This is a genomic window from Baekduia alba, from assembly GCF_028416635.1.
Taxonomy (GTDB): domain Bacteria; phylum Actinomycetota; class Thermoleophilia; order Solirubrobacterales; family Solirubrobacteraceae; genus Baekduia; species Baekduia alba.
Genome location: NZ_CP114013.1, coordinates 4,851,146 through 4,875,134, shown reverse-complemented (window position 1 = coordinate 4,875,134; position 23,989 = coordinate 4,851,146). Strand labels below are relative to the sequence as shown.

Below are 23,989 nucleotides of genomic sequence, written 5' to 3'. Positions count from 1 at the left end.
ATGGGTGCGCAAGCTCTCCCTCCCGGCGGGCGAAGTCAACAGGTGAAGCTCGGGTTAGGGCGCCTTGTCCGTGCCAGACGGCAGTGGCAGGGTGTGGCGATGGCCGACCAGGCGCTGTCACCGCGCTACGACCGGATCGGCGAGGGCTACGCACGCCGCCGGCAGGAGGATCCGCGGATCGCGGCGCGCGTGCACGAGGCGCTGGGCGACGCGCGGACGGTCGTCAACGTCGGCGCGGGCGCAGGGTCCTACGAGCCCGTCGATCGGCACGTGGTCGCGGTCGAGCCCTCTGACGTCATGGCGGCGCAGCGCCCGCCGCACCTCGCGCCGGCGATCCGGGCGACGGCGGGCCGGCTGCCGTTGCGCGACGCGTCGGTCGACGCCGCGATGGCGATGCTCACGCTGCACCACTGGGACTACGAGCAGGAGCAGGGCGTGCGCGAGCTGCGGCGCGTCGCCCGCGGGCCGGTCGTGCTGCTGACGCTCGACCCGCGCGTGAGCGGCGCGACGTGGCTGATGGCCGACTACCTGCCCGAGGTCGCCGACCTCGACCGCGCGATCTTCCCGACGCCGGAGCGGCTGGCCGACTGGCTCGGCGGTCAGGTCCGCACGCACGTGATCGAGGTCCCGCGCGACACGCCGGACGGGATGCTCCTCTCGTTCTGGGCCCATCCCGAGCGCGTGCTCGATCCCGCGGCGCGGGCCGCCACGTCGGGATTCGCCCGCATGCAGCCGGCGATCGTCGATCGCTGCGCGGCGGCGGTGGCGCGCGACCTGACCTCCGGCGCCTGGGACGCGCGCCACGGGCACCTGCGCGGGCTCGACGCCTACGACGCCGGCCTGCGGCTGATCGTCGCGCTCTAGGCGCTCGCGCCCGCGGTCTCCGCCGTCGCCGGCTTCAGCGACTCCGGGGTGCTGCGCGTGGCGACGCAGAAGCGGTTCCACGCGTTGATCGCGATGATCTGCCACAGCAGCGCGCCGAGCTCCTGCTCGGAGAAGACGGCGGCCGCCGCGTCCCACACGTCGCGCGGGACGTGGGACTCGGACACGAGCGTCACGGCCTCGGTCAGCGCCAGCGCGGCCTGCTCGCGCGCGTCGAAGACGTCGACCTCGTCCCAGGTCTGCACGAAGTGCAGCTCCTTGGCGTCGAGGCCGTCCGCGAGCGCCTCGTCGACGTGCATGTCGATGCAGTAGGCGCAGCGGTTGATCTGGCTGGCGCGGAGCTTGACGAGGTGTGAGAGGCGCGGCGCGATCTCGCCGCCGTCGACCTCGCCCTGGAGGGCGAGCATGCGCTTGAACGCCCGGGGGAAGTCGATCGCGCGCGGCGTGGAGTCGGAGAGGTGGGGAGCGGTCATGGCTCCAACTTAGAGCCCGATTGGACCGGTCGGCAAGACCAGTTCGGGACGTCGGAGGCGGACCACTCCGCCCCGCGGCGCTCGCCTACGCCGCTTCGGCGTCGCGCTCGCCGTCGTCCTCGGCCGTGGGGCCCGCGGAGCGGATCGACGGGAACAGCTCGGCGTCGCAGTAGGGGCACAGCGACGGGGCGTTGTGCGGCGTCGGGGCGTAGCTCGTCAGGCCGCAGCCGTTGCAGAGGACGTTGGGCACTCGCCGTTAAGTACGCCCGAGCGGTCGACTTGTGACGGACCAACCGCGAAGAGCGTTTCCGCGCCGACCATTGGCCGCTGTGGCGCACCGGCGATCCCAAGATGGTCCAGCGCGGCATCCGGGATGGCGCAAGGGTTCGCGCCCGGGTACCGTTGTCCAGAGCGACAACCGCGCCTGCCACATCGGATAAAAGGAAAAAGGGAGAGCTCTCGATGGCGACCACCGCCGAGACGAGCAACGCCGAGCTGCAGCAGCTCGCCAAGCAGCATCTGTGGATGCACTTCAGCCGCATGGGCGCGTACGAGAACGCTGAAGTGCCGATCATCGTCCGCGGCGACGGGTGCTACGTCTGGGACCAGCACGACAAGAGGTACCTGGACGGCCTCAGCTCGCTGTTCTGCACCAACATCGGCCACGGCCGCGCCGATGTGGCGCAGGCGGGTGCCGATCAGGCGAAGGAGCTCGCCTTCTTCACCAACTGGAGCTACGCGCACCCTCGCGCGATCGAGCTCGCGGCCAAGATCGCCGAGCTCGCGCCGGGCGACCTGAACCGCGTGTTCTTCACCTCCGGCGGCAGCGAGGCCGTCGAGTCGGCGCTCAAGCTCGCTCGCCAGTACCACAAGCTCCGCGGCAACGGGACCAAGTACAAGGTCATCGCGCGCGACACCGCCTACCACGGCACCACCGCCGGCTGCCTGACCGCGACCGGCATCGCCAGCCTGCGCGCGCCGTTCGAGCCGCTGCCCGCCGGCGGCTGCCACGTCCCGAACACCAACACCTATCGGTTGCCCGAGGGCCACAAGCCCGAGGAGCTCGTCGAGGCCATCGCGCAGCGCATCGAGTTCGAGGACCCGAGCACGGTGTCGGCGATCATCCTGGAGCCCGTCCAGAACGCGGGCGGCTGCTTCGTCCCGCCGGAGGGCTACTTCGACCGGGTGCGCGAGATCGCCGACTACTACGATGTGCTGTTCATCTCCGACGAGGTGATCTGCTCGTGGGGCCGCCTCGGCGAGTGGTTCGGCGCCCAGCGCTTCGGCTACGAGCCGGACATCATCACGACGGCCAAGGGCATCACCTCGGCCTACTCGCCGATGGGCGCCGTGATCGCGTCCGAGAAGGTGTTCGAGCCCTTCGCGCACGGCACGACGTCGTTCACGCACGGGCTGACCTTCGGCGGCCACCCGGTCTCGGCCGCGGTGTCGCTGGCCAACATCGCGGTGTTCGAAGAGGAGAACATCCTCGACAACGTGCGGTCCAACGAGGGTGCGTTCCGCGGCATGCTCGAGTCCCTGCGCGACATCCCGATCGTCGGCGACGTGCGCGGCGCCGGCTACTTCCAGGCCATCGAGCTGGTCAAGGACCAGGACACCAAGCGGTCGTTCACCGACGAGGAGTCCGAGACGCTGCTGCGCGGCTTCCTGTCCGCCGAGCTGTTCGAGCGCGGGCTGATCTGTCGCGCCGACGACCGCGGCGACCCCGTGATCCAGCTGTCGCCCCCGCTGATCGCCGGCCCGGAGCAGTTCGAGGAGATCGAGGGCGTCCTGCGCCCGGTCCTCGAAGAGGCTTCGCGCCGCATGCTCGGGTAGTTGATGCTGACGGTCCGCGAGCTCCTGCGGGATCTGGACGTCAGCGTCCTCGCCGGCGAGCCGAACCTCGACGCTCCGGTGCGCTGGGTGCACATCTCGGAGCTCGCGGACCCGACGCCCTGGCTCTCCGGGGGCGAGCTGCTGCTCACCACCGGGCTGTCGCTGTCCACGCCGGCCGAGCAGCGCGCCTACGTGGCGCGGCTGGCCGACCACGGGCTCGCCGGGCTGGGCTTCGGCGCGGGCTTCGGGCACGAGCGCGTGCCCGAGGCGCTGGTCGAGGCCGCGTCCGAGCGGGACTTCCCGCTGGTCGAGATCCCGTACGACACGCCGTTCATCGCGGTGACCGAGAAGGCGTTCGCGAGGCTCGTGAACGAGCAATACGCGTTGTTGCAGCGGTCGATCGCGGTCCAGGAGCGGCTGCAGCGGATCGTGCTGTCCGAGCGCGGCCTGGACGCGATCGCGGCCGCATTGGCGACGCTGATCGGCGGGACGACGGTGGTCTTCGACGGGCGCGGCGAGCCGCAGGCGCTGCACGCGTTCCGCCGCGAGCTGCCGGAGGACGCGTTGAGCGCAGTGGGCGCCGAGCTGCGCGAGCGCGCCCGCCGGACCGAGGCGCGCGGGTTCGTCCCCTCGCATCCGGAGCTGGCGCCGCGCGCGCTGGCGCTGCCGGTCGCGGGCGCCGAGACGACCGGCCTGCCGCAGGCGTGGCTCGTGGCCGTCAAGGACTCCGGCGGGCTGTCGGAGTTCGACCGCGTCGTCCTGCACCAGGCCGTCACGGTGGTCGCGCTGGAGCTGCTGCGCCGCCACGTCGCGTCGTCGACCGAGCGCCGGCTGGCCGGCGACGTGCTGAGCGAGCTCGTCAACGGGACGGTGTCGGGCTCGGACCTGGCGCGCCGGCTGGAGCCGTTCGGGCTCGGCGGACGCGTCACCGCGGTGGTGCTGACGCCGCCGGCCCGGCAGGCCGGCAAGGGCGGCGGGACCGAGGCGTTCGAGGCCGCGCTGGTGGGCGCGCTGCGCGACGAAGCCGTCAGCGGGCTGGTGGCCACGGCCAACAACCACGTCTGCGCGCTGCTGCCCGGGTTCCTGGACGAGGAGCTCTTCGAGCTGTCGCAGCGGGTGCTGGATCGGGTCGTCGCGAAGATGGGCGCCGCTCCGGCCGCGGGCGCGGGGCGCGCGGTGGCCGCGGGTGACGCGCGCCGGGCCTACCACGAGGCGCGCTGCGCGCTGGAGGCGCGGACGCTCGGGCGGCCGGTCGGCGCCGAGCTCAACGGCAAGGCCGCGCACGGGACCAACGGCATCGGAGCGGGCGCGTCGAAGCCGACGGTCGCCACCTACCGGGACCTCGGGTCCTTCCAGTTGTTGTTGTCCTTGCAGGACTCCGACGCGCTGCGGCTGTTCTGCGAGTCGCTGCTCGGTCCGATCGAGACCGGCGAGGGCCACTACGGCGGCGAGCTCATGCGCTCGCTCGAGGCGTTCATCGAGTGCAACGGCCAGTGGGAGGCCGCCGCCCGGCGGCTGTACTGCCACCGCCACACGCTGCGCTACCGCATCCGCAAGATCGAGGAGCTGACGGGGCGCGACCTCGCCAGCGCTCGCGACCGCATCGAGTTCTGGCTGGCCCTGCGCGGCCGAGAGCTCGTCCATTAGTCACAGACCAAAGAGGTTCGAGAAGGCCATGAGAGTCGGCATCCCCACGGAGATCAAGACCGACGAGTACCGGGTGGCGATTACGCCTGCGGGTGTGCGTGAGCTGGTCGATCGTGGTCACGAGGTGCTGATTCAGCACGGTGCTGGCGTGGGGTCGGCGATCCCGGATGGGGAGTACGCCGAGCAGGGTGCGTCGGTGGTGCCCGATGCGGCGGCGGTGTTCGCGGGCAGTGACATGATCGTCAAGGTCAAGGAGCCGCAGCCGGTCGAGGTGGCGATGCTCGAGCCGCGGCACACGTTGTTCACGTATTTGCATCTGGCGCCGGATGCGGAGTTGACGCAGGGGTTGCGCGACAGCGGCGCGACGTGCATCGCCTATGAGACGGTGACCGATCGCAATGGTCGGTTGCCGTTGCTGGCGCCGATGAGCGAGGTCGCGGGCAAGATCGCGACGCAGGCGGGCGCGTTCATGTTGGAGAAGCCGTTGGGCGGGCGTGGGCTGCTGCTGGGCGGTGTGCCGGGTGTCGCGGCGGGCAAGGTGATGGTCATCGGCGGTGGCGTCGTCGGGTTGACGGCGGCGGAGATCGCGATCGGCATGGGGGCCGAGACCTACATCTATGACCGTTCGATCGACCGGTTGCGTGAGTTGGACTTCTTGTTGAACAACCGGTGCTCGACGGTGTTCTCGACGACGTTGAGCATCGAGCGCATGCTGCCCGAGGTCGATCTGGTGATCGGCGCGGTGTTGGTGCATGGGGCCAAGGCGCCGCACGTGATCACGCGCGCGCAGTTGGGGTTGATGAAGCACAACGCCGTGTTGGTCGACGTGTCGATCGATCAGGGCGGGTGCTTCGAGACCTCGCGGCCGACGACGCACACCGATCCGACCTATGAGGTCGACGGCGTGACGCACTACTGCGTGGCGAATATGCCGGGTGCGGTGCCGATCACGAGCACGTTCGCGCTGACCAACGCGACGATGCCCTACGTCATCAAGCTCGCCGAGCAGGGCGTCCACGCGGCGCTGCAGTCCGATCCGGGCTTCCTGGCCGGCCTCAACGTCGCCGCCGGCGAGGTCACCTACGCACCGGTCGCCGCCGACCAAGGCCTCACCGCCATCGACCCACTCGAGGCACTGGCCAAGGTGCCGGCCGCGGCCTGACGGCGCCTTCCGGCGGCGGCCCAGCGCCGCCGCCGACACCGCTCCGGCACCGCCGACCGGCTCGCGCCGGTGCGTCGTCGATCCGGGCGTGGCGACCCGCCGGTCTGTCCTCCACCCTTCGGCGCACGCGCCCTCCTCGCCGTCGCACCGCCGGTGTCTGCACCCGCGGTCAGCCGCCTCGGCACCGCCAGCCACCTCGCACCGATGCGTCGTCGATCCCGGCGAACAACCCGTCGGTCTGTCCGCCACCGCCACCGCTCGGCACACACGCCCTTCTCGCCGTCGCACCTCTACACGCGCGAGCGGAATCGAACCCGTCTCGTCAGGCCCCAAACCGCGGGTGTGATGGCGCCTCGCACGGCGGGAACACCGACCGTTGCGATCGCTGCGAGCCGTGCTGTCAGGCGCCAGAAAGGGACTGGGGCCGAACGCTTGCTACCATCTCGCGCCGCATGCCCACCACGAGCCAACTCGTCCGCAAGGGTCGCAAGCCCAAGCCGCGCAAGATGTCCACGCCGGGTCTCAAGTCCGGCAAGGGCAACAAGAAGAAGCAGGCCGCCCCGCAGCGCCGCGGCGTCTGCACTCGCGTCTACACGACCACGCCGAAGAAGCCGAACTCGGCGCTGCGGAAGGTCGCACGTGTGCGGATCACCGGCTCGGTCGAAGTCACGTCCTACATCCCGGGCGAGGGCCACAACCTGCAGGAGCACTCCGTCGTGCTCGTGCGTGGCGGCCGCGTCAAGGACCTGCCGGGCGTGCGCTACAAGGTCGTGCGCGGCACGCTGGACGCCTCCGGCGTGACCGACCGCAAGAAGAGCCGTAGCCAGTACGGCGTCAAGAAGAAGTAGAGACTTCATGCCCCGCCGCTCCGCAGCAACGATCCGGCCGATCGAGCCGGATCCCGTTCATCGCTCGCGCCTGGTCACCCAGGTCGTCAACAAGGTCATGCTCGACGGCAAGAAGAGCACGGCCGAGCGGATCGTCTACGACGCGCTCGCCATCATCGGCGAGAAGACCGGCAAGGACCCGGTCGAGCAGCTCGAGGCGTCCATCAAGGCCCTGACGCCGGCGCTCGAGGTCAGGTCCCGCCGCGTCGGCGGCGCGACCTACCAGGTCCCCGTCGAGGTCGTCCCGCGCCGCGCGCGCACGCTCGCCGTCCGCTGGCTCGTCGAGTTCGCCCGCCAGCGCCGCGAGAAGACGATGGCCCAGCGCCTCGCCAACGAGCTCATGGACGCCATCAACTCGCAGGGCGGCGCCTACAAGCGCAAGGACGACATCTACCGCATGGCGCAGGCCAACAAGGCCTTCGCGCACTACCGCTGGTAGCTCGCTCCTCCACCCGCAGCTTCTAGAGACGGCCGCCCTCCGGGGCGGCCGTCTCTCGTTCCGGGCGCGCGGCGCCGCTACCCGCGGCGCCGCTACCCGCGGCGCCGCTACCCGCGGCGCCGCTACCCGCGGCGCCGCTACCCGCGGCGCCGCTACGCGCGGCGCCGCTACTCCGCCCGCGCCGCCCGGCGCGCCCGGGCCCGCTCCGCGGCCGACCCGCCCGGAGCCGGCTCCACGATCGGCGTCCGGCCCAGCACCAGCAGCGCGCCGCCGCTGAGCAGGATCAGCGCGCCGCCCAGCGTCTCGAGGTAGTAGCCCGTGCCCGGGTCCGCCGTGGCCTCGGCGTAGACGTCGCCGATCGACCCGCTGTCGTGGACGTGCGGACGGTCCCAGATCGTCGGGATCGCCAGGGCGACGACGCCGCACAGCAGCAGCCCCGCCATCGCGACGCGCGACCCGCGCAGCGAGGCCAGCAGCAGGAACACGGCCAGCAGCGCCAGCAGGACCAGCGCCGGCCCGTGCCGGTCCCAGCCACTCTGCGCGGTGTCGGCGTCGAGGACCTTCGAGGTCGTCCCGACGGTGATGTCGATCACGCTCGTGAACGTCGCCGCGAGCAGCAGCAGCGCGCCCAACAACCCGGTCGCGGCGAGGACGAGCCGGAAGGTCAGAACGGTCGGCAAGCGAGACGAGTCGGGCACGAACCCTTTGCTATCATCGCCGTCTGCCCCGTGTAGAGCGCCGCTCATGCGCGCGCTTCCGCGGGTCGCTCTCTGCGCCAGCATGGAGACCTCGAGCACATAGCGCCACGACCGGGATCTACTCCTGTCGTGCGCGCGGGCCCGAGGGGCCCGTTTTCTTTGCCCGCAGCCACCGCTTCCCCGACCGCCAGCAGACTCAGATATGCCACGCAAGTTCTCCCTCCAGAAGACCCGGAACATCGGGATCATGGCGCACATCGACGCCGGCAAGACGACGACGACGGAGCGCATCCTCTACTACACCGGTCGCACCTACAAGATCGGTGAGGTCCACGAGGGCGCGGCCACCATGGACTGGATGGAGCAGGAGCAGGAGCGCGGCATCACGATCACGTCCGCCGCGACGACCTGCACCTGGGACGAGCACCGCATCAACATCATCGACACGCCCGGCCACGTGGACTTCACGGTCGAGGTCGAGCGCTCGCTGCGCGTCCTCGACGGCGCGATCGCGGTGTTCGACTCGGTCGCCGGCGTCGAGCCGCAGTCCGAGACCGTCTGGCGCCAGGCCGACAAGTACCACGTCCCGCGCATCGCGTTCATCAACAAGATGGACCGCATCGGCGCGGACTTCGACCGGTCCGTCGAGACGATGGTCGACCGCCTCGGCGCGAACGCCGTCCCGGTCCAGCTGCCCATCGGCGCCGAGGCCGACCTGATCGGGATCATCGACCTGGTCGCCATGAAGGCCATCATCTACAAGGATGACCTGGGCAAGGACTTCGACGTCATCGACATCCCCGATGAGCACAAGGACCGCGCCGACCAGGCGCGCGAGACGCTCATCGACGCGCTGACGACGTTCGACGACGACCTCGCCGAGTCCTACCTCGAGAACGGCGACGTCGAGATCGGCCAGCTCAAGACCTCGATCCGCAAGGCCGTCCTCGGCCTGGGCATCACGCCGGTCTTCTGCGGCTCCGCGTTCAAGAACAAGGGCGTGCAGCCCCTGCTCGACGCGGTCGTCGACTACCTGCCGTCCCCGCTGGACGTGCCGCCGGTCGACGGCATCGTCGAGGCGCGCAACGGCGACATCACCGAGGAGACGCGCAACGCCTCCGACGAGGAGCCGTTCGCCGCGCTGGCGTTCAAGATCGCCGCCGACCCGTTCGTCGGCAAGCTCACCTACTTCCGCGTGTACTCCGGCCGCCTGTCGGCGGGTTCGCGCATCCTCAACGTCTCCTCGGGCAAGACCGAGCGCGTCGGCCGCATCCTGATGATGCACGCCAACGACCGCGAGGAGCTTGAGGAGGTCTACGCGGGCGACATCGCCGCGGCGGTCGGCATCAAGCAGATCGTCACCGGCGACACCCTCGCCGCGCCGGACGCTCCGATCAAGTTGGAGAACATCGTCTTCCCCGAGCCGGTCATCAAGGTGGCCGTCGAGCCGAAGACGAAGTCCGACCAGGAGAAGATGTCGGTCGCCCTGGGCCGCCTGGCCGAGGAGGACCCGACGTTCCAGGTCCAGACCAACGAGGAGACGGGCCAGATCGAGATCTCCGGCATGGGCGAGCTGCACCTCGAGGTGCTGGTCGACCGGATGCGCCGCGAGTTCAACGTCGAGGCCAACGTCGGCAAGCCGCAGGTCTCCTACCGCGAGACCATCCGCGGCGAGGCCAAGAAGGTCGAGGGCAAGTTCGTCCGCCAGACCGGCGGCTCGGGCCAGTACGGCGTCGTCTACATCGACATGGAGCCGGCGCCCGGCGAGGGCTTCGACTTCGTCTCCAAGATCAAGGGCGGCTCGGTCCCGACCGAGTTCATCCCCGCGATCGAGAAGGGCGTCGAGGAGGCCATGGAGACCGGCGTCAAGGCCGGCTACCCGATGGTCGACATCCGCGTCACGCTCGTCGACGGCAAGTACCACGACACGGACTCCTCGGAGATCGCGTTCAAGGTCGCCGGCTCGCTCGCCTTCAAGGAGGCGGCCCGCCGCGCCAAGCCCGTCCTGCTCGAGCCGATCTTCGCGGTCGAGGTCGTCACGCCCGAGGAGTTCCTCGGCGACGTCATCGGCGACCTGAGCAAGCGGCGCGGACGCGTCGAGGGCCAGGACCGGCGGGGCAACGCCCTGGCGGTGACCGGCCGCGTGCCGCTGTCGGAGATGTTCGGCTACGCGACGGACCTGCGTTCCAACACCCAGGGCCGCGCCACGTACACCATGCAGTTCGACAGCTACGACGAGGTCCCGCCGAACATCGCGGAGAAGATCGTCGAAGGCCGTAGCGGAGACGCCGCGGCGGCCTAAGCACACCGAGCGGACGTCTCACGACGGATCGCGATAGCTTTCCCTGGTTCGCCAGGTACGAAGACCCCCTCACGAACACCAAGACTTCCGAAGGAGCAACTGAAGTGGCGAAGGAGAAGTTCGAGCGCGACAAGCCGCACGTCAACGTCGGCACCATCGGTCACATCGACCACGGCAAGACGACGCTGACCGCGGCCATCACGACCGTGCTCGCCGAGAAGATGGGCGGCGAGGCTCGCAGCTTCGCGGAGATCGACAACGCTCCTGAGGAGAAGGAGCGCGGGATCACGATCGCCACGTCTCACGTCGAGTACCAGACGGAGTCGCGTCACTACGCGCACGTCGACTGTCCGGGCCACGCCGACTACGTGAAGAACATGATCACGGGCGCGGCGCAGATGGACGGCGCGATCCTCGTGGTCTCGGCGGCCGACGGCCCCATGCCCCAGACGCGTGAGCACATCCTGCTCGCCCGTCAGGTCGGCGTGCCCTACATCGTCGTGTTCCTCAACAAGGCCGACATGGTCGACGACGAGGAGCTCCTGGAGCTCGTCGAAGTCGAGGTCCGCGACCTGCTCTCCGAGTACGACTTCCCGGGCGACGACATCCCGTTCATCACGGGTTCGGCGTTGAAGGCCCTGGAGGGCGACGAGGAGTACAAGCAGAAGATCTTCGAGCTGGCCGACGCTCTCGACTCCTACATCCCGGAGCCGACGCGCGACCTCGACAAGCCCTTCCTGATGCCGGTCGAGGACGTCTTCTCGATCACGGGCCGCGGCACCGTCGCCACGGGCCGCATCGAGCAGGGTGTCGTCAACACCGGTGACAACGTCGAGATCGTCGGCGTGAAGGACACGACCACCACGGTCGTCACCGGCGTCGAGATGTTCCGCAAGATCCTCGATCAGGGCCAGGCCGGCGACAACGTGGGCTGCCTCCTCCGCGGTACCAAGCGCGAGGAGATCGAGCGCGGGCAGGTTCTCTGCAAGCCCGGCTCGATCACGCCGCACACGAAGTACAAGGCCGAGGTCTACGTCCTCAAGAAGGAGGAGGGCGGCCGTCACACGCCGTTCTTCACCGGCTACCGCCCCCAGTTCTACTTCCGCACGACGGACGTGACCGGGGTCGCTAACCTGCCTGAGGGTGTCGAGATGGTCATGCCGGGCGACAACGTCGCCATGGAGATCGAGCTCATCCAGCCGATCGCCATGGACGCCGGCCTCCGCTTCGCCATCCGTGAGGGTGGCCGGACGGTGGGCTCGGGCGTCGTCACCGAGATCATCCAGTAGCACTTGCGTGACCGGCGGGGCGCTCCGAGCGCCCCGCCTCACACGCAGAGCAGCACCAATTCAGATACGACCGCAGGGAGTGGAGCGGAGACCCGTCGGCATCGACGAGCGGTCCGCTCCTAAAGCCGCGAGGCAACCCAGCACCGCAGCACTCCAGCACCGAGCTTTCCAAGACAAGCAAGCAGACGGAATCGCAAAGACAGGCAGATGGCAGCCGCCACACAGAACAAGATCCGCATTCGCTTGAAGGCCTACGACCACCAGGCCCTCGAGACGGCGGCCAAGGAGATCGTCGAGACGGCGACGCGCACCGGCGCGACCGTCTCGGGTCCCGTGCCGCTGCCGACCGACCGCAACATCTACGCGGTCATCAAGTCGCCGTTCAAGGACAAGGACTCGCAGGAGCACTTCGAGATCCGGACGCACAAGCGCCTGATCGACATCCACGGGCCGACCCCCAAGACGGTCGACTCGCTCCAGCGCCTGGACCACCTCCCGGCCGGCGTGAACATCGAGATCAAGCTCCTCGCGTAATGCCCGCCATCCTCGCCAAGAAGCTCGGGATGACCCAGGTCTTCCTCGACGACGGCCGCGTCGAGCGCGTCACCGTGCTCGAGGCCGGCCCGTGCCCCGTCACGGGGATCCGCACGTTCGACCGCGACGGCTACGAGGCCGTGCAGCTGGCGTTCGGCGCGTCCAAGGAGAAGCACCTGAGCAAGCCGGAGCTCGGCCACCTCAAGAAGGCCTCCGCTCCGCCCATGCGCCACCTCGTGGAGTTCCGCGACGAGGCCGCTGAGCTGCAGGTCGGCGACACCGTGACCGTCGAGACCTTCTCGGTCGGCGACACGGTCAAGATCGCCGGCACCAGCAAGGGCAAGGGCTTCCAGGGCACGATCAAGCGCCACAACTTCAAGCGCGGTCCGAAGTCCCACGGCTCGCACAACGTGCGCGCACCGGGATCCATCGGTGCGTCCGCCTGGCCCGCCCGCGTGATGAAGGGCATCCGCGGCCCCGGCCAGATGGGCAACAAGCGCGTCACCCAGAAGGGCCTCGAGATCGTCCGGATCGACGCGGGCGACAACCTCCTGCTCGTCCGCGGCTCGGTCCCCGGTCCCAAGAACGGCTACGTGGAGGTCCGCACCGATGCCTAGCGCCAAGAACCTGGGCGGCGGCGCCGACGTCACGCTCGACGACACCGCCTTCGGCGCGAAGTTCAACGGCCCGCTCGTGCACGAGTCCGTGCGCGCGGAGCTGGCCGCCAAGCGCCAGGGCACCGCGTCCACCAAGACCCGCGGCGAGGTCCGCGGCGGTGGCGCGAAGCCGTGGCGTCAGAAGGGCACGGGCCGCGCTCGCGCCGGCTCGTCGCGCTCGCCGATCTGGACGGGCGGCGGCACGGTCTTCGGGCCGCGGCCGCGCCACTACACGTTCAAGGTCAACCGCAAGGAGCGCCGCGCGGCGTTCCGCAGCGCGCTGTCGATCCACGCCGACCGCGGCTCGATCGCCGTCTTCGACCCGAAGGCGTTCGACGACGTCTCCACGAAGGCCGCGGCCAAGCTCGTGACCGACTGGGGCGTCAAGGGCTCGCTGCTCATCGTCCTGGGCGACGCCGAGGAGCGGGTGGCCCTGAGCTTCCGCAACCTCGCCGGCGTCCGCGCGGTGATCCCGACGACGAACGTCGGCGTCGCCGACCTCGTCGGCGCGGCGAACGTGCTCGTCAGCCCCACCGCCCTCGAGGAGCTCACCGCTCGCGCCAAGGGTGAGAAGAAGGAGGAGGCGAGCGCCTGATGGACGCCAGCCAGGTCATCATCCGTCCGGTCGTCAGCGAGAAGTCCTACGTGCTGGCCGCCGCGGAGAAGTACACGTTCCGGGTTCACCCGAGCGCCCACAAGACCCAGATCCGCCAGGCGATCGAGCAGCTGTTCGACGTCAACGTCGTCGAGGTCCGCACGATGTCGGTGAAGTCCAAGCCCAAGCGCCGCGGCCAGACCGCCGGTCGCACGCGGTCTTGGAAGAAGGCGATCGTCCAGGTGGCGCCGGGTCAGTCCATCCCGATCTTCCAGGGCCTCGAGGGCCTCGAGGAGTCGTAAGTCGATGCCCATCCGCAAGCCCAAGCCCACCTCCCCGGGCCTCCGCTTCGTCTCGTATCCGGACTTCGCCGAGATCACGAAGACGACGCCGGAGCGCACGCTGGTCGAGGGCCTCAAGAAGTCCGGTGGCCGCAACGCCAACGGGCGCAAGACCTCCCGCCACCGTGGCGGCGGGGCCAAGCGCCTGTACCGCAAGGTCGACTTCAAGCGCCGCCGTGACGGGATCCCCGCCAAGGTCGCCGCGATCGAGTACGACCCCAACCGCACGGCGTACATCGCGCTGCTCCATTACGTGGACGGCGTCAAGTCCTACATCCTCGCTCCGCAGCGACTGCAGGTCGGCGCGACGGTGATGAGCGGCCCCGAGGCCGAGATCTCCGTCGGCAACTGCCTGCCGCTGGCCTCGATGCCGACGGGCACGGTCATCCACAACGTCGAGCTGCAGCCCGGTCGCGGCGGCCAGCTCGGCCGCTCCGCCGGCGTCAGCATCCAGCTGATGGCGAAGGACGGCGACTACGCCACCCTGCGCCTGCCGTCCGGCGAGATGCGGCTGGTCCGCGCCGAGTGCCGCGCGACCGTCGGGACCATCGGCAACGCCGAGCACCAGAACGTCAAGATCGGCAAGGCCGGCCGCAAGCGTCACATGGGCGTGCGCCCGCAGACGCGAGGCACGGCCATGAACCCGGTCGACCACCCGCACGGCGGCGGCGAGGGCTCTACCACGCCCGGCCGTCACCCGGTCACGCCTTGGGGCGTGCCGACGCTCGGGTACCGCACCCGTAAGAAGAACAAGTCGTCCGACCGCTACATCGTCCGCGCGCGCAAGCGTGGCAAGGGCAAGCGGTAGAGGGTTAGGAAGCGATGAGCCGTTCATCCAAGAAGGGTCCGTTCATCGAGGAGCGCCTGCTGGCGCGCATCGAGAAGATGAACGAGGCCAACACGAAGAAGATGGTGCGCACCTGGTCGCGCACGTCGACGATCTTCCCCGACATGGTGGGCCACACCATCGCCGTGCACGACGGGCGCAAGCATGTGCCCGTGTTCGTGTCCGAGGCGATGGTCGGCCACAAGCTCGGCGAGTTCGCGCCGACGCGCACCTACCGCGGGCACATCGACACCGGGAAGAAGCGATGACGGGCGAGGACGACAAGCCCGAGAAGGACGAGGTGGAGACCGAGGTCGTCGACGAGACGACCCTCGAGGAGACGCCCGTCGAGCCCGAGGTCGAGGTCGAGGAGACGCCGGCCGAGGAGGCCGAGGCCGCCGAGGAGCCCGTCGCGGAAGCGAAGCCGAAGCGCTCGCGGGCCAAGAAGGCCAAGGCCGAAGAGCCCGTCGAGGAGAAGCCTGCGCCCAAGCCGGTCGCCAAGGCCTCGTCCAACGGCCGTCCCGTCGTCAAGGCCCACGCCAAGTACGTCCGCACGTCCGCCCGCAAGGCGCGGCTCGTCGCCGACCACGTCCGCGGCAAGTCCGTCACCGAGGCGCGCGCGATCCTGCAGCACACGCCGCGCGCGGTCGCCGAGGACTGGGAGAAGCTCCTGAACTCGGCCGTCGCCAACGCCGAGCACAACCACGAGCTCATCGGCGACGACCTCCGCATCCTGGCCATCACCGCCGACGAGGGCCCGACCCTCAAGCGGTTCCGTCCGCGGGCCATGGGCCGCGCCTCGCGCATCCGCAAGCGCACGTCGCACCTGTCGATCGCGCTCACCCCGAAGGAGCAGTAAGAGCATGGGACAGAAGGTTCACCCCGAGTCCATGCGCGTGGGCTACATCCACGACTGGAAGTCGAACTGGTTCACCGAGCGTGACTTCAGCGACTACCTGGCCGAGGACGTCGCCATCCGCAGCCACATCACCAACAAGCTCGCGCACGCCGGCCTGAGCGACATCACGATCCGCAAGGACGCGAACGAGGTGGAGGTCAACATCCACACCGCGCGTCCGGGCATCGTGATCGGCAAGTCCGGCTCCGAGGTCGACGCGCTGCGCCGCGATCTGCACAAGATCACCAAGAAGCAGATCAAGGTGAACATCTTGGAGATCAAGCGGCCCGAGCTGGACGCCAAGCTCGTCGCGCAGTCGATCGCCGAGCAGCTCCAGAACCGCGTCGCCTTCCGTCGTGCCATGAAGCGCGCGCTCACCAGCGCCATGCGCTCGGGCGCCAAGGGCTGCAAGATCCAGGTCGGCGGCCGCCTCGGCGGCTCCGAGATGGCGCGCACCGAGATGTACTCCGACGGTCGCGTCCCGCTGCACACGCTGCGCGCGGACATCGACTACGGCTTCTACGAGGCCCGCACGACCTTCGGCCGCATCGGCTGCAAGGTCTGGATCAACAAGGGCGAGATCATGCCCGAGGGCTACGGCGGCTCCGACCTCACCGAGATCGAGGCCCCGCAGGCCGCCGGCATGGACCGCGGCAACGACCGCGGTGGCCGCGGCGGCGATCGCGGTGGCCGTGGCGGCGACCGTGACGGTCGCGGCGGTGGGCGTGGCGGTCGCGGCGGCCAGGGCGGCGGCGGCCGTGGGCCGGGCGGCCCCGGCGGTCCCGGCGGCGGACGTGGCGGTCGCGGTGGCGGCGGCGGTGGGCGCGGAGCTGGTGGTCCGGGCGGCCGTGGCGGGCAGGGCGGCGGTCCGCGCGGCGGCGGCGGGTACGGAGGGGGTCGCTAGATGCTCTCCCCGAAGCGCGTCACGCTCTGTACCAGGAACGTTGAGGTGATCTCCAATGCTGTCGCCTAAGCGCGTCAAGCACCGCAAGCAGCACCGCGGGCGCAAGCCCGGGCTGTCGCGCGGCCAGACGAAGGTGCAGTTCGGCGAGTTCGGCATCAAGACCCTGGATGCCGGTTGGCTCACCAACCGCCAGATCGAGGCCGCGCGTATCGCGATGACCCGCAAGATCAAGCGTGGCGGCAAGGTCTGGATCAACGTGTATCCGGACAAGCCCGTCACCAAGAAGCCCGCCGAGACCCGCATGGGCTCCGGCAAGGGCTCGCCCGAGGGCTGGGTCGCCGTCGTGAAGCCGGGTCGCGTCATGTTCGAGCTGGCCGGCGTGCCCGAGCCCCTCGCGCGTGAGGCCCTGCGCCTCGCCGGCATGAAGCTGCCGGTCCGCACCAAGATCGTGACGGCGGAGGACGACGCCTGATGAACACCAAGGACATGCGCGACCTCGACGACGCCGAGCTCGCCGACCACATCAAGACGGTCCGACGTGACCTCTTCGGCCTTCGCTTCCAGCACGCCACCGGCGAGTTGGAGAACACGGCCGGCCTCAAGACCGGGAAGCGCGACCTCGCTCGCGCCCTGACCATCGCGCATGAGCGCGGGATCGACACGAACAAGTAGCCATGGCTGACGAGACCCCCGACACGACCGAAGAGCAGGTCACCCCCGCCGCCGAGACGGCGGAGGAGACCACCGCTGCCGCGCCCGAGGCGGAGGCCCCCGAGGCCGCTGCCCCGGCTGCTGAGCCGGTCACCCCACTGACTCCCAAGGAGCGCAAGGTCGCCGCTCGCGCCCGTCGCGGCGTGCGCCGCGGTGCGACGCCCGAGGAGCGCGCCGAGGCCCGCAAGGCCAAGGCCGTCGCTCGCTCGCGCTACCGCACCAACAAGCGCGCGAAGGTGAACGCCGCGCGCGGCGAGGCCGGCCCGGCCAAGACCGAGTCGACGACCGAGCACGGCCCCGGCGCCCCCAAGGAGCGCCTCGGCATCGTCACCTCCGCCAAGGCGGACAAGACGATCACCGTGCGCATCGACGTCGCGCGCCGGCACCGCCGCTACCAGAAGATCGTGCGCAGCTCTTCGACGCTGCACGCCCACGACGAGGCCAACGACGCCAACGCGGGCGACCGCGTGCGCGTCATCGAGTCGCGTCCGCTGAGCGCCAGCAAGCGCTGGCGCCTCGTCGAGATCCTGGAGCGTGCCAAGTGATCCAGAACGAGTCACGCCTCAAGGTCGCCGACAACACCGGCGCCCGCGAGATCCTCGTCATCCGCGTGCAGGGCGGCTCGCGCCGCAAGTACGCGCACGTGGGCGACGTGATCACCGCCACGGTCAAGACCGCCAGCCCGCAGGGCACGGTCAAGAAGGGCGAGGTCGTCAAGGCCGTCGTCGTGCGCACCAAGAAGGAGTTCGGGCGCAACGACGGCACGTACATCGCCTTCGACGAGAACGCCGCCGTGATCATCGACGCCGCGGGCAACCCGCGCGGCACGCGCATCTTCGGGCCGGTGGCCCGCGAGCTGCGCGATCGCAACTACATGAAGATCATCTCGCTCGCCCCGGAGGTGCTCTAAGCCATGGCTCTGAAGATCCGTAGCGACGACGAAGTCATCGTCATCAGCGGCAAGGACCGCGGCAAGACGGGCAAGGTGCTGCGCGTTGACCCCAAGAAGGACCGGGTCTACGTCGAGGGCATCAACATCGTCAAGCGCCACCAGCGTCCCCTCCCCAACGCCCCTCAGGTCGAGGCCGGCGTCATCGAGCGCGAGGGCCCCATCCACATCTCCAACGTCCAGCTCATCGACCCCAAGACCAAGAAGGGGACGCGCGTCGGGATCACCCGCGAGGGTGGCAACCGCAACCGCGTCGCTCGAGGGTCCGGGACGAAGTTCGACTAAGGCACCAGGACCATGGAAGCCGCAGCAACCCAGACCGCACGCTTCAAGACGCAGTACCTCGAGAAGATCCGACCCGCGCTGATCGAGCGCTTCGGCTACTCGAGCTACATGCAGGCGCCCAAGCTCGTGAAGATCACCCTGAACATGGGCGTCGGTGACGCCAAGCAGGACTCGAAGCTTCTCGACGCCGCCAAGGAGCAGCTCGCGACGATCGCCGGCCAGCAGCCGTCGATCCGGCGCGCCCGCAAGTCCATCGCCCAGTTCAAGGTCCGCGAGGGCATGCCGGTCGGCGTCAGCGTCACGCTGCGCGGCGACCGGGCCTACGAGTTCCTCGACCGCCTGATCTCGGTGGCGCTCCCGCGCACCCGCGACTTCCGTGGGCTCAAGCCCACGTCGTTCGACGGGCGCGGAAGCTACTCGATGGGCCTGCGCGAGCAGATCATCTTCCCCGAGATCGACTACGACGCCATCGACCAGGTACGGGGCCTGGACATCGCCATCACCACGACGGCGCAGTCCAACACCGAGACCTACGCGTTGCTCGAGGCATTCGGCATGCCCTTCAGCCGCGAAGGCAACCCGTACGTGAACGCCGACGGCACCCAGGAGAGCTAGACCCGTGGCCAAGACGTCCCAGAAGGTCCGCCAGCAGCGCGGGTCCAAGTACAAGACCCGGGAGTACACCCGGTGCCGCAAGTGCGGCCGTTCGCGTGCGGTCTACCGCAAGTTCGGCGTGTGCCGCATCTGCCTGCGCGAGCTCGCGCACAACGGCTTCGTTCCCGGCATGACGAAGTCGAGCTGGTAGCCCATGTCGATGACCGATCCTGTCGCCGACTACCTGACGCGGATCCGCAACGCGATCCGTGCGCAGCACGACGTCGTCGAGATCCCCGCGTCCAAGCTCAAGCGTGAGATGACCCGCATCCTCAAGGAGCAGGGCTACATCGAGGCGTGGGAGACCGAGGCGGCGACGACCGACCACCCCGGCGCCCTCATCCGCATCCAGCTCAAGTACACGGAGGACCGCAAGTCCGTCGTGTCCGGGCTGCAGCGCGCTTCCCGTCCGGGCCAGCGCTACTACGTGCCCGCCACCGGCATCCCCAAGGTGCTCGGCGGCATGGGCACCGCCATCGTCTCGACGTCGCAGGGCGTCATGACCGGCCACGAGGCCCGCCGCCGAGGCATCGGCGGCGAAGTCGTGGCAAAGGTGTGGTAGCCGTGAACAACGTTGCAGACAACGGCTTTGCCATTCGTGGCGAAGGTTTGGTGATCGTTCGATGAGCCGCATTGGTCGCAAGCCCATCACCGTCCCCGCCGGGGTGACGGTCTCCATCGAGCCCGAGTCGGTCCGTGTCAACGGCCCCAAGGGCGAGCTCGTCGAGCGCATCCACCGTGACATCACGGTGGAGCAGAACGACGACGTCATCACCGTCAAGCGCCCGACCGACCGCGGCGAGCACCGCGCCCTCCACGGGCTGTACCGCTCGCTCGTCGCGAACATGGTCATCGGCGTCACCGACGGCTACCAGAAGGTCCTGGAGATCCAGGGCGTCGGCTACCGCGCCGTGCTCAAGGGCCGGGACCTCGAGATGGCCCTCGGCTACTCGCACCCGGTGCCGATCAAGGCGCCCGACGGGATCGAGTTCGAGGTCCCCCAGCCCACGCGAGTGATCGTCAAGGGCATCGACAAGCAGCTGGTCGGCGAGATCGCCGCCAACATCCGCAAGCAGCGTCCGCCGGAGCCCTACAAGGGCAAGGGCATCCGCTACGAGGGCGAGTACGTCGCCCGCAAGGTCGGTAAGCGAGCATGAGCATCACCACCCCTGAACAGCGCCGCCTCAAGCGCCGCCGTCGTGTCCGCGCCAAGGTGCGCGGCACGGCCGAGCGTCCGCGCATCTCGGTGTTCCGGTCCAACCGCGGCATCGCCGCCCAGCTCGTCGATGACGTGTCGGGCAAGACGATCGCCGCGGTCCAGTGGACCGAGCCCGAGCTGCGCGAGCTCAAGAAGGCCGAGCAGAGCGCGAAGGCCGGCGAGCTCTTGGCGGAGCGCGCCAAGGCCGCGGGCATCGAGTCCGCCGTGTTCGATCGCGGCGGCTACCAGTACCACGGACGCGTCAAGGCTTTCGCCGAGGGCGTCCGCGAGGGAGGACTTCCCGTATGAAGCACGACAGCTTCGCTGACCGCGCTGTTAGCCCGGTCGGCCTCGACCTGCAGGAGCGGGTCGTCGAGATCAACCGCGTCGCCAAGGTCGTCAAGGGCGGCCGGCGCTTCTCGTTCACGGCCCTGGTGGTCGTCGGCGACGAGCAGTCGGTCGTCGGCATCGGCTACGGCAAGGCCAACGAGGTCCCGATCGCCATCCAGAAGGGTGTCGAGCAGGCCAAGAAGAACCTGTACCGCGTGCCGAAGCACGGCTCGACCATCACCCATCCGGTGGTCGGCATCTTCGGCTCGGGCCAGGTCCTCCTGAAGCCGGCCTCGCCCGGTACCGGCGTCATCGCCGGTGGCGGCGTCCGCGCCGTGCTGGAGCTCGCGGGCATCCACGACATCCTCAGCAAGTCGCTGGGCACCCAGAACCCGATCAACCTGGTCAAGGCCACGCTGGCCGGGCTCCAGGACCTCCGCACGCCGGAGGAGGTCGCGGAGATCCGCGGCCTGTCGATCGCCGAGGTCCTGGGTCTGTCGACCGAGGCCGCCGACGGCGCCGAGGAGCTCACGGGCGAGGGCGAGCAGCCCGCGGCCGACGAGGCCCCGGTCGCCGAGGAGACCGCGACCGAAGAGGCACCGGCCTGATGCCCAAGATCACGCAGACCAAGTCGAAGAACGGCTCGACCCAGCGCCAGTTGGACACGCTGCGGTCGCTCGGCCTGCGCCGCATCGGGCACACGGTCGAGGTCAAGGACAACGAGCAGACGCGCGGCATGCTGCACCGCGTCCGCCACCTCATCAAGGTCGAGGGAGACTGACGTCATGGCCGACGAGACCAAGACGGACGACACGACCGAGGCCATCGGCCTCCACAACCTGAAGCCGGCCCCCGGCTCGCGCAAGACGCGCAAGCGCGTCGGCCGCGGCGAGGGCTCCGGCCTGGGCAAGACCGCTGGCCGCGGCCAGAAGGGCTACGGCTCGCGCTCCGGCGCCAAGGACCGCGCGCGGTTCGAGGGCGGCCAGATGCCGATCCACATGCGGATGCGCAAGCTGCGCGGTCCGCACATGAAGAAGTCGATGCCGTTCGAGATGTTCCGCACCGCGACGCAGGGCGTCAACGTGCAGGACCTCGAGGCGCGCTTCGACAAGGGCGCCGACGTCACGCTGGAGGCCCTGAAGGCCGCCGGCCTGGCGAAGAAGAGCGACGTCCCGGTGAAGATCCTCGCCAAGGGCGAGCTCACCAAGCCGCTCACCGTCCACGCGCACAAGTTCTCCGCGTCCGCCAAGGAGGCCATCGAGGCCGCCGGCGGGACCGTGGTCGTCGTCGAATAGCCGCCCAGAGGGCGGCATTCGATTCGTCGAATAGCCGCCCAGAGGGCGGCATTCGATTCGTCGAGTAACACCGCTAGCCGGTCTGGCACGGCGACATCTGCTCTCCGAGGGCCCCGGGCGACCGGGGCCCTCGTTCGTCAGTTACCCTCTCTGCCTTCATGCTGTCCACGATCCTGAGTGCCTTCACCGTCGCGGAGATCCGCAAGAAGCTCGCCTTCACGGCGCTGCTGCTCGCGCTCTACCGGCTCGGCTCCCACATCCCGGTCCCGGGCGTCAACGTCCAGGCGGTCAAGGATGCGCAGGAGTCGTTCGGCGGAGGCGGCATCCTCAACCTGCTGAACACGTTCTCGGGCGGCGGGCTGAGCCGCATCGCGCTCTTCGCGCTCGGGATCATGCCCTACATCACGGCGAGCATCATCCTGCAGCTGCTCACCGTGGTCGTGCCTTCGCTGGAGAAGCTCCAGAAGGAGGGCGAGGTCGGCCAGGCGCGCATCACGCAGTACACGCGCTACCTCACGGTCGGCCTGGCGTTCGCGCAGTCGATCGGCTACGTGTTCCTCTTCAAGTCGCTGGCGCCGTCGACGGGCGAGAAGATCATCTCCCAGTTCGACACGCCGCACGTCTTCCTGATCGTCGTCTCGCTCACCGCGGGCACGATCCTGCTGATGTGGATGGGCGAGCTGATCACCCAGCGCGGCATCGGCAACGGCATCTCGCTGATGATCTTCGCGTCGATCGTCGCGCGCCTGCCCGGCGGCATCCAGTCCTGGTGGAACAACCCGGACCAGGTCTTCGTCGTGATCATGCCGTTCCTGGCGCTCGGCGTCGTCTGCTCGATCGTCTTCATCCAGGAGGGCCAGCGCCGGATCCCGGTGCAGTACGCCAAGCGCGTCATCGGCCGCCGGATGAGCGGCGGCGGCCAGACCTACCTGCCGCTGCGCGTCAACATGGCCGGCGTCATCCCGGTCATCTTCGCCGCGTCGATCATGGCGTTCCCGCCCACGGTCGGCCAGCTGATCAACACGCCCTTCACCCACGACGTCGCGAACTTCCTCAACCCGGGGAAGGCGCCGTACGTCATCGGCGAGTCGATCTTCATCATCTTGTTCACGTACTTCTACACGGCGGTGACGTTCAACCCCGTCGACCAGGCCGACAACCTCAAGAAGTACGGAGGGTTCATCCCGGGGGTGAGACCCGGCCGGCCGACGGCCGAGTTCCTCGATCGGATCCTCGCGCGGTTGACGTTCCCAGGCGCGCTGTACCTCGCCGCGGTCGCGGCGCTGCCGACGATCGTCATCGCCGCGACGGGCGCGACGCAGTCGTTCCAGTTCGGCGGAACCTCGCTGCTGATCGTGATCGGCGTCGCCCTCGACACCATGAAGCAGCTCGAGGCGCAGCTGATGATGCGCAACTACGAAGGCTTCCTCAAGTAGGATGCCCGACCTTCCCGGGACCGAGGGCCTCGACGCCCCGGTCCGCAACGATGCTGCGATCGAGCTCGTGCCTGAACTCAACCTCATCCTCGTGGGTCCTCCCGGTGCCGGCAAAGGCACGCAGGCGGAGAAGCTGACCGAGGACTTCGGCCTGCCGTACTACGCCACCGGCAACATCCTGCGCGACGCCGTCGCCGAGGGAACGCCGCTGGGCAAGAAGGCCAAGGAGTACATGGACAACGGCGACCTCGTCCCCGACGACGTGATCATCGGGGTCATCCTCGAGGCGCTGGAGTCCGACGAGGCCGCCAACGGCTTCCTGCTCGACGGCTTCCCGCGGACGGTGCCGCAGGCCGACGCGCTGGAGGGGGCGCTCGAGAACGTCGGCCGCAAGATCAGCGGCGTCCTGCTCGTCGACGTGCCCGACGACGAGGTCGTCAAGCGCCTCTCGGGCCGCCGCGTCAGCAAGTCGGGGCGCGTCTACCACGTGGACTTCGACCCGCCGAAGCAGGAGGGCCGCTGCGACATCGACGGCTCCGACCTGATCCAGCGCGACGACGACAAGCCCGAGACGATCCGCAAGCGCCTGGCCGTCTACCACGACCAGACCGAGCCGCTCGTGCAGTACTACGAGGACCGCGACCTGCTGCGGCGCTTCGACGGGACGCGCTCGCCCACCGACGTGCACGACCACATCCGTGCGACGGTGGCGACCCTCCGGCTCGAGGACGAGCTCTAGCCTTCGACGGCGGAGGTCCATTC

General features: G+C 69.4%; 33 protein-coding genes and 1 pseudogene. 31 read left to right on the top strand and 3 right to left on the bottom strand.

The window, feature by feature from the left end; all coding sequences use genetic code 11:
• Positions 1 to 99 precede the first annotated feature (99 nt).
• Complete coding sequence (locus DSM104299_RS24410; RefSeq protein ID WP_272474270.1) at positions 100 to 864, top strand: class I SAM-dependent methyltransferase; 765 nt, start codon at positions 100 to 102, stop codon at positions 862 to 864.
• Here DSM104299_RS24410 and DSM104299_RS24405 read toward each other — a convergent pair.
• Both DSM104299_RS24405 and DSM104299_RS24400 read right to left on the bottom strand, forming a co-directional pair.
• A complete protein-coding gene (locus tag DSM104299_RS24405; protein ID WP_272474269.1) occupies positions 861 to 1,355 on the bottom strand; it encodes a carboxymuconolactone decarboxylase family protein in 495 nt (164 codons plus the stop codon). The genes DSM104299_RS24410 and DSM104299_RS24405 overlap by 4 nt on opposite strands.
• Before the next feature lie 85 nt (positions 1,356 to 1,440).
• Positions 1,441 to 1,605 (bottom strand): hypothetical protein, encoded by a 165-nt coding sequence (locus tag DSM104299_RS24400; protein WP_272474268.1) that lies wholly within the window; start codon positions 1,603 to 1,605, stop codon positions 1,441 to 1,443.
• Between the two features lie 212 nt (positions 1,606 to 1,817).
• On the opposite strand from DSM104299_RS24400, the gene DSM104299_RS24395 reads away from it, so the two are divergent.
• The 5 genes from DSM104299_RS24395 to rpsG all read left to right on the top strand — a co-directional run bounded on the left by DSM104299_RS24395 (position 1,818) and on the right by rpsG (position 7,326).
• Positions 1,818 to 3,191: an aspartate aminotransferase family protein gene (locus DSM104299_RS24395; protein ID WP_272474267.1), complete on the top strand. Its 1,374-nt coding sequence runs from the start codon at positions 1,818 to 1,820 to the stop codon at positions 3,189 to 3,191.
• Between the two features lie 3 nt (positions 3,192 to 3,194).
• A complete protein-coding gene (locus tag DSM104299_RS24390; RefSeq protein WP_272474266.1) occupies positions 3,195 to 4,838 on the top strand; it encodes a PucR family transcriptional regulator in 1,644 nt (547 codons plus the stop codon).
• A 28-nt stretch (positions 4,839 to 4,866) separates the two neighbouring features.
• On the top strand, positions 4,867 to 6,000 hold the full coding sequence (gene ald, locus DSM104299_RS24385) for an alanine dehydrogenase (RefSeq protein ID WP_272474265.1): 1,134 nt from the start codon (positions 4,867 to 4,869) through the stop codon (positions 5,998 to 6,000).
• Positions 6,001 to 6,452: 452 nt separating this feature from the next.
• Complete coding sequence (gene rpsL / locus DSM104299_RS24380; protein WP_272474264.1) at positions 6,453 to 6,848, top strand: 30S ribosomal protein S12; 396 nt, start codon at positions 6,453 to 6,455, stop codon at positions 6,846 to 6,848.
• 7 nt (positions 6,849 to 6,855) lie between these two features.
• Positions 6,856 to 7,326: a 30S ribosomal protein S7 gene (gene rpsG / locus DSM104299_RS24375; protein ID WP_028075812.1), complete on the top strand. Its 471-nt coding sequence runs from the start codon at positions 6,856 to 6,858 to the stop codon at positions 7,324 to 7,326.
• Between the two features lie 167 nt (positions 7,327 to 7,493).
• Here rpsG and DSM104299_RS24370 read toward each other — a convergent pair whose 3' ends face one another.
• Positions 7,494 to 8,006, bottom strand: coding sequence for a hypothetical protein (locus DSM104299_RS24370; protein WP_272474263.1), 513 nt, complete (start codon positions 8,004 to 8,006; stop codon positions 7,494 to 7,496).
• A 220-nt stretch (positions 8,007 to 8,226) separates the two neighbouring features.
• Here DSM104299_RS24370 and fusA point away from each other — a divergent pair, with 220 nt between their 5' ends.
• From fusA to DSM104299_RS24245, 25 genes and pseudogenes are all read left to right on the top strand, one after another.
• Positions 8,227 to 10,326 carry an elongation factor G gene (gene fusA / locus DSM104299_RS24365; RefSeq protein ID WP_272474262.1) on the top strand — a complete coding sequence of 700 codons (2,100 nt, stop codon included), beginning with the start codon at positions 8,227 to 8,229 and terminating at the stop codon, positions 10,324 to 10,326.
• Between the two features lie 104 nt (positions 10,327 to 10,430).
• Complete coding sequence (tuf, locus tag DSM104299_RS24360; protein WP_272474261.1) at positions 10,431 to 11,615, top strand: elongation factor Tu; 1,185 nt, start codon at positions 10,431 to 10,433, stop codon at positions 11,613 to 11,615.
• Between the two features lie 207 nt (positions 11,616 to 11,822).
• Positions 11,823 to 12,149 carry a 30S ribosomal protein S10 gene (gene rpsJ, locus DSM104299_RS24355; protein ID WP_027005623.1) on the top strand — a complete coding sequence of 109 codons (327 nt, stop codon included), beginning with the start codon at positions 11,823 to 11,825 and terminating at the stop codon, positions 12,147 to 12,149.
• The gene (gene rplC / locus DSM104299_RS24350; protein ID WP_272474260.1) at positions 12,149 to 12,766 is read left to right on the top strand and encodes a 50S ribosomal protein L3; all 618 of its coding nucleotides are present in this window, start codon (positions 12,149 to 12,151) and stop codon (positions 12,764 to 12,766) included. Before rpsJ ends, rplC begins: the two co-directional genes overlap by 1 nt.
• The gene (gene rplD, locus DSM104299_RS24345; RefSeq protein ID WP_272474259.1) at positions 12,759 to 13,400 is read left to right on the top strand and encodes a 50S ribosomal protein L4; all 642 of its coding nucleotides are present in this window, start codon (positions 12,759 to 12,761) and stop codon (positions 13,398 to 13,400) included. The genes rplC and rplD overlap by 8 nt, the downstream gene beginning before the upstream one ends.
• Complete coding sequence (gene rplW / locus DSM104299_RS24340) at positions 13,400 to 13,702, top strand: 50S ribosomal protein L23 (RefSeq protein ID WP_272474258.1); 303 nt, start codon at positions 13,400 to 13,402, stop codon at positions 13,700 to 13,702. The genes rplD and rplW overlap by 1 nt, the downstream gene beginning before the upstream one ends.
• A 4-nt stretch (positions 13,703 to 13,706) precedes the next feature.
• The gene (gene rplB / locus DSM104299_RS24335; protein ID WP_272474257.1) at positions 13,707 to 14,549 is read left to right on the top strand and encodes a 50S ribosomal protein L2; all 843 of its coding nucleotides are present in this window, start codon (positions 13,707 to 13,709) and stop codon (positions 14,547 to 14,549) included.
• Positions 14,550 to 14,563: 14 nt separating this feature from the next.
• The gene (gene rpsS / locus DSM104299_RS24330) at positions 14,564 to 14,836 is read left to right on the top strand and encodes a 30S ribosomal protein S19 (RefSeq protein ID WP_272474256.1); all 273 of its coding nucleotides are present in this window, start codon (positions 14,564 to 14,566) and stop codon (positions 14,834 to 14,836) included.
• A gap of 260 nt (positions 14,837 to 15,096) precedes the next feature.
• Positions 15,097 to 15,426: pseudogene (rplV, locus tag DSM104299_RS24325) on the top strand (50S ribosomal protein L22); the annotation flags it as partial.
• Between the two features lie 4 nt (positions 15,427 to 15,430).
• Positions 15,431 to 16,369: a 30S ribosomal protein S3 gene (gene rpsC, locus DSM104299_RS24320; RefSeq protein WP_272474255.1), complete on the top strand. Its 939-nt coding sequence runs from the start codon at positions 15,431 to 15,433 to the stop codon at positions 16,367 to 16,369.
• A 55-nt stretch (positions 16,370 to 16,424) separates the two neighbouring features.
• Complete coding sequence (gene rplP / locus DSM104299_RS24315) at positions 16,425 to 16,841, top strand: 50S ribosomal protein L16 (protein WP_272474254.1); 417 nt, start codon at positions 16,425 to 16,427, stop codon at positions 16,839 to 16,841.
• The gene (rpmC, locus tag DSM104299_RS24310; RefSeq protein WP_272474253.1) at positions 16,841 to 17,041 is read left to right on the top strand and encodes a 50S ribosomal protein L29; all 201 of its coding nucleotides are present in this window, start codon (positions 16,841 to 16,843) and stop codon (positions 17,039 to 17,041) included. The genes rplP and rpmC overlap by 1 nt, the downstream gene beginning before the upstream one ends.
• 2 nt (positions 17,042 to 17,043) lie before the next feature.
• Complete coding sequence (gene rpsQ, locus DSM104299_RS29480; RefSeq protein WP_349294475.1) at positions 17,044 to 17,625, top strand: 30S ribosomal protein S17; 582 nt, start codon at positions 17,044 to 17,046, stop codon at positions 17,623 to 17,625.
• Positions 17,622 to 17,990, top strand: a complete 369-nt coding sequence (rplN, locus tag DSM104299_RS24300; protein WP_272474252.1) for a 50S ribosomal protein L14 — start codon at positions 17,622 to 17,624, stop codon at positions 17,988 to 17,990. The genes rpsQ and rplN overlap by 4 nt, the downstream gene beginning before the upstream one ends.
• A 3-nt stretch (positions 17,991 to 17,993) precedes the next feature.
• Positions 17,994 to 18,314 (top strand): 50S ribosomal protein L24, encoded by a 321-nt coding sequence (gene rplX / locus DSM104299_RS24295; protein ID WP_349294474.1) that lies wholly within the window; start codon positions 17,994 to 17,996, stop codon positions 18,312 to 18,314.
• 12 nt (positions 18,315 to 18,326) lie between these two features.
• Positions 18,327 to 18,929 carry a 50S ribosomal protein L5 gene (gene rplE / locus DSM104299_RS24290; RefSeq protein WP_272474251.1) on the top strand — a complete coding sequence of 201 codons (603 nt, stop codon included), beginning with the start codon at positions 18,327 to 18,329 and terminating at the stop codon, positions 18,927 to 18,929.
• Positions 18,930 to 18,933: 4 nt separating this feature from the next.
• Positions 18,934 to 19,119 carry a type Z 30S ribosomal protein S14 gene (locus DSM104299_RS24285; RefSeq protein WP_272474250.1) on the top strand — a complete coding sequence of 62 codons (186 nt, stop codon included), beginning with the start codon at positions 18,934 to 18,936 and terminating at the stop codon, positions 19,117 to 19,119.
• 3 nt (positions 19,120 to 19,122) lie between these two features.
• Positions 19,123 to 19,530: a 30S ribosomal protein S8 gene (gene rpsH, locus DSM104299_RS24280; RefSeq protein WP_272474249.1), complete on the top strand. Its 408-nt coding sequence runs from the start codon at positions 19,123 to 19,125 to the stop codon at positions 19,528 to 19,530.
• Positions 19,531 to 19,591: 61 nt separating this feature from the next.
• Positions 19,592 to 20,125 (top strand): 50S ribosomal protein L6, encoded by a 534-nt coding sequence (gene rplF, locus DSM104299_RS24275; protein WP_272474248.1) that lies wholly within the window; start codon positions 19,592 to 19,594, stop codon positions 20,123 to 20,125.
• Complete coding sequence (rplR, locus tag DSM104299_RS24270) at positions 20,122 to 20,475, top strand: 50S ribosomal protein L18 (RefSeq protein ID WP_272474247.1); 354 nt, start codon at positions 20,122 to 20,124, stop codon at positions 20,473 to 20,475. Before rplF ends, rplR begins: the two co-directional genes overlap by 4 nt.
• Positions 20,472 to 21,104 carry a 30S ribosomal protein S5 gene (gene rpsE / locus DSM104299_RS24265; protein ID WP_349294473.1) on the top strand — a complete coding sequence of 211 codons (633 nt, stop codon included), beginning with the start codon at positions 20,472 to 20,474 and terminating at the stop codon, positions 21,102 to 21,104. The genes rplR and rpsE overlap by 4 nt, the downstream gene beginning before the upstream one ends.
• Entirely contained in the window at positions 21,104 to 21,277 is a 174-nt protein-coding gene (gene rpmD / locus DSM104299_RS24260; RefSeq protein ID WP_272474246.1) for a 50S ribosomal protein L30, read from the top strand. The genes rpsE and rpmD overlap by 1 nt, the downstream gene beginning before the upstream one ends.
• Before the next feature lie 4 nt (positions 21,278 to 21,281).
• Positions 21,282 to 21,791, top strand: coding sequence for a 50S ribosomal protein L15 (rplO, locus tag DSM104299_RS24255; RefSeq protein ID WP_272474245.1), 510 nt, complete (start codon positions 21,282 to 21,284; stop codon positions 21,789 to 21,791).
• 158 nt (positions 21,792 to 21,949) lie between these two features.
• Positions 21,950 to 23,227, top strand: coding sequence for a preprotein translocase subunit SecY (secY, locus tag DSM104299_RS24250; RefSeq protein WP_272474244.1), 1,278 nt, complete (start codon positions 21,950 to 21,952; stop codon positions 23,225 to 23,227).
• Between the two features lies 1 nt (position 23,228).
• Entirely contained in the window at positions 23,229 to 23,966 is a 738-nt protein-coding gene (locus DSM104299_RS24245) for an adenylate kinase (RefSeq protein ID WP_272474243.1), read from the top strand.
• Positions 23,967 to 23,989: the final 23 nt, after the last annotated feature.

Bases quoted from the DNA above. Each gene is read 5' to 3' on its own strand.
- DSM104299_RS24410 (WP_272474270.1), top strand. From the start codon at position 100: ATGGCCGACCAGGCGCTGTCACCGCGCTACGACCGGATCGGCGAGGGC.
- DSM104299_RS24405 (WP_272474269.1), bottom strand. From the start codon at position 1,355: ATGACCGCTCCCCACCTCTCCGACTCCACGCCGCGCGCGATCGACTTC.
- DSM104299_RS24395 (WP_272474267.1), top strand. From the start codon at position 1,818: ATGGCGACCACCGCCGAGACGAGCAACGCCGAGCTGCAGCAGCTCGCC.
- DSM104299_RS24390 (WP_272474266.1), top strand. From the start codon at position 3,195: ATGCTGACGGTCCGCGAGCTCCTGCGGGATCTGGACGTCAGCGTCCTC.
- ald (WP_272474265.1), top strand. From the start codon at position 4,867: ATGAGAGTCGGCATCCCCACGGAGATCAAGACCGACGAGTACCGGGTG.
- rpsL (WP_272474264.1), top strand. From the start codon at position 6,453: ATGCCCACCACGAGCCAACTCGTCCGCAAGGGTCGCAAGCCCAAGCCG.
- rpsG (WP_028075812.1), top strand. From the start codon at position 6,856: ATGCCCCGCCGCTCCGCAGCAACGATCCGGCCGATCGAGCCGGATCCC.
- fusA (WP_272474262.1), top strand. From the start codon at position 8,227: ATGCCACGCAAGTTCTCCCTCCAGAAGACCCGGAACATCGGGATCATG.
- rpsJ (WP_027005623.1), top strand. From the start codon at position 11,823: ATGGCAGCCGCCACACAGAACAAGATCCGCATTCGCTTGAAGGCCTAC.
- rplC (WP_272474260.1), top strand. From the start codon at position 12,149: ATGCCCGCCATCCTCGCCAAGAAGCTCGGGATGACCCAGGTCTTCCTC.
- rplD (WP_272474259.1), top strand. From the start codon at position 12,759: ATGCCTAGCGCCAAGAACCTGGGCGGCGGCGCCGACGTCACGCTCGAC.
- rplW (WP_272474258.1), top strand. From the start codon at position 13,400: ATGGACGCCAGCCAGGTCATCATCCGTCCGGTCGTCAGCGAGAAGTCC.
- rplB (WP_272474257.1), top strand. From the start codon at position 13,707: ATGCCCATCCGCAAGCCCAAGCCCACCTCCCCGGGCCTCCGCTTCGTC.
- rpsS (WP_272474256.1), top strand. From the start codon at position 14,564: ATGAGCCGTTCATCCAAGAAGGGTCCGTTCATCGAGGAGCGCCTGCTG.
- rpsC (WP_272474255.1), top strand. From the start codon at position 15,431: ATGGGACAGAAGGTTCACCCCGAGTCCATGCGCGTGGGCTACATCCAC.
- rplP (WP_272474254.1), top strand. From the start codon at position 16,425: ATGCTGTCGCCTAAGCGCGTCAAGCACCGCAAGCAGCACCGCGGGCGC.
- rpmC (WP_272474253.1), top strand. From the start codon at position 16,841: ATGAACACCAAGGACATGCGCGACCTCGACGACGCCGAGCTCGCCGAC.
- rpsQ (WP_349294475.1), top strand. From the start codon at position 17,044: ATGGCTGACGAGACCCCCGACACGACCGAAGAGCAGGTCACCCCCGCC.
- rplX (WP_349294474.1), top strand. From the start codon at position 17,994: ATGGCTCTGAAGATCCGTAGCGACGACGAAGTCATCGTCATCAGCGGC.
- rplE (WP_272474251.1), top strand. From the start codon at position 18,327: ATGGAAGCCGCAGCAACCCAGACCGCACGCTTCAAGACGCAGTACCTC.
- rpsH (WP_272474249.1), top strand. From the start codon at position 19,123: ATGTCGATGACCGATCCTGTCGCCGACTACCTGACGCGGATCCGCAAC.
- rplF (WP_272474248.1), top strand. From the start codon at position 19,592: ATGAGCCGCATTGGTCGCAAGCCCATCACCGTCCCCGCCGGGGTGACG.
- rplR (WP_272474247.1), top strand. From the start codon at position 20,122: ATGAGCATCACCACCCCTGAACAGCGCCGCCTCAAGCGCCGCCGTCGT.
- rpsE (WP_349294473.1), top strand. From the start codon at position 20,472: ATGAAGCACGACAGCTTCGCTGACCGCGCTGTTAGCCCGGTCGGCCTC.
- rpmD (WP_272474246.1), top strand. From the start codon at position 21,104: ATGCCCAAGATCACGCAGACCAAGTCGAAGAACGGCTCGACCCAGCGC.
- rplO (WP_272474245.1), top strand. From the start codon at position 21,282: ATGGCCGACGAGACCAAGACGGACGACACGACCGAGGCCATCGGCCTC.
- secY (WP_272474244.1), top strand. From the start codon at position 21,950: ATGCTGTCCACGATCCTGAGTGCCTTCACCGTCGCGGAGATCCGCAAG.
- DSM104299_RS24245 (WP_272474243.1), top strand. From the start codon at position 23,229: ATGCCCGACCTTCCCGGGACCGAGGGCCTCGACGCCCCGGTCCGCAAC.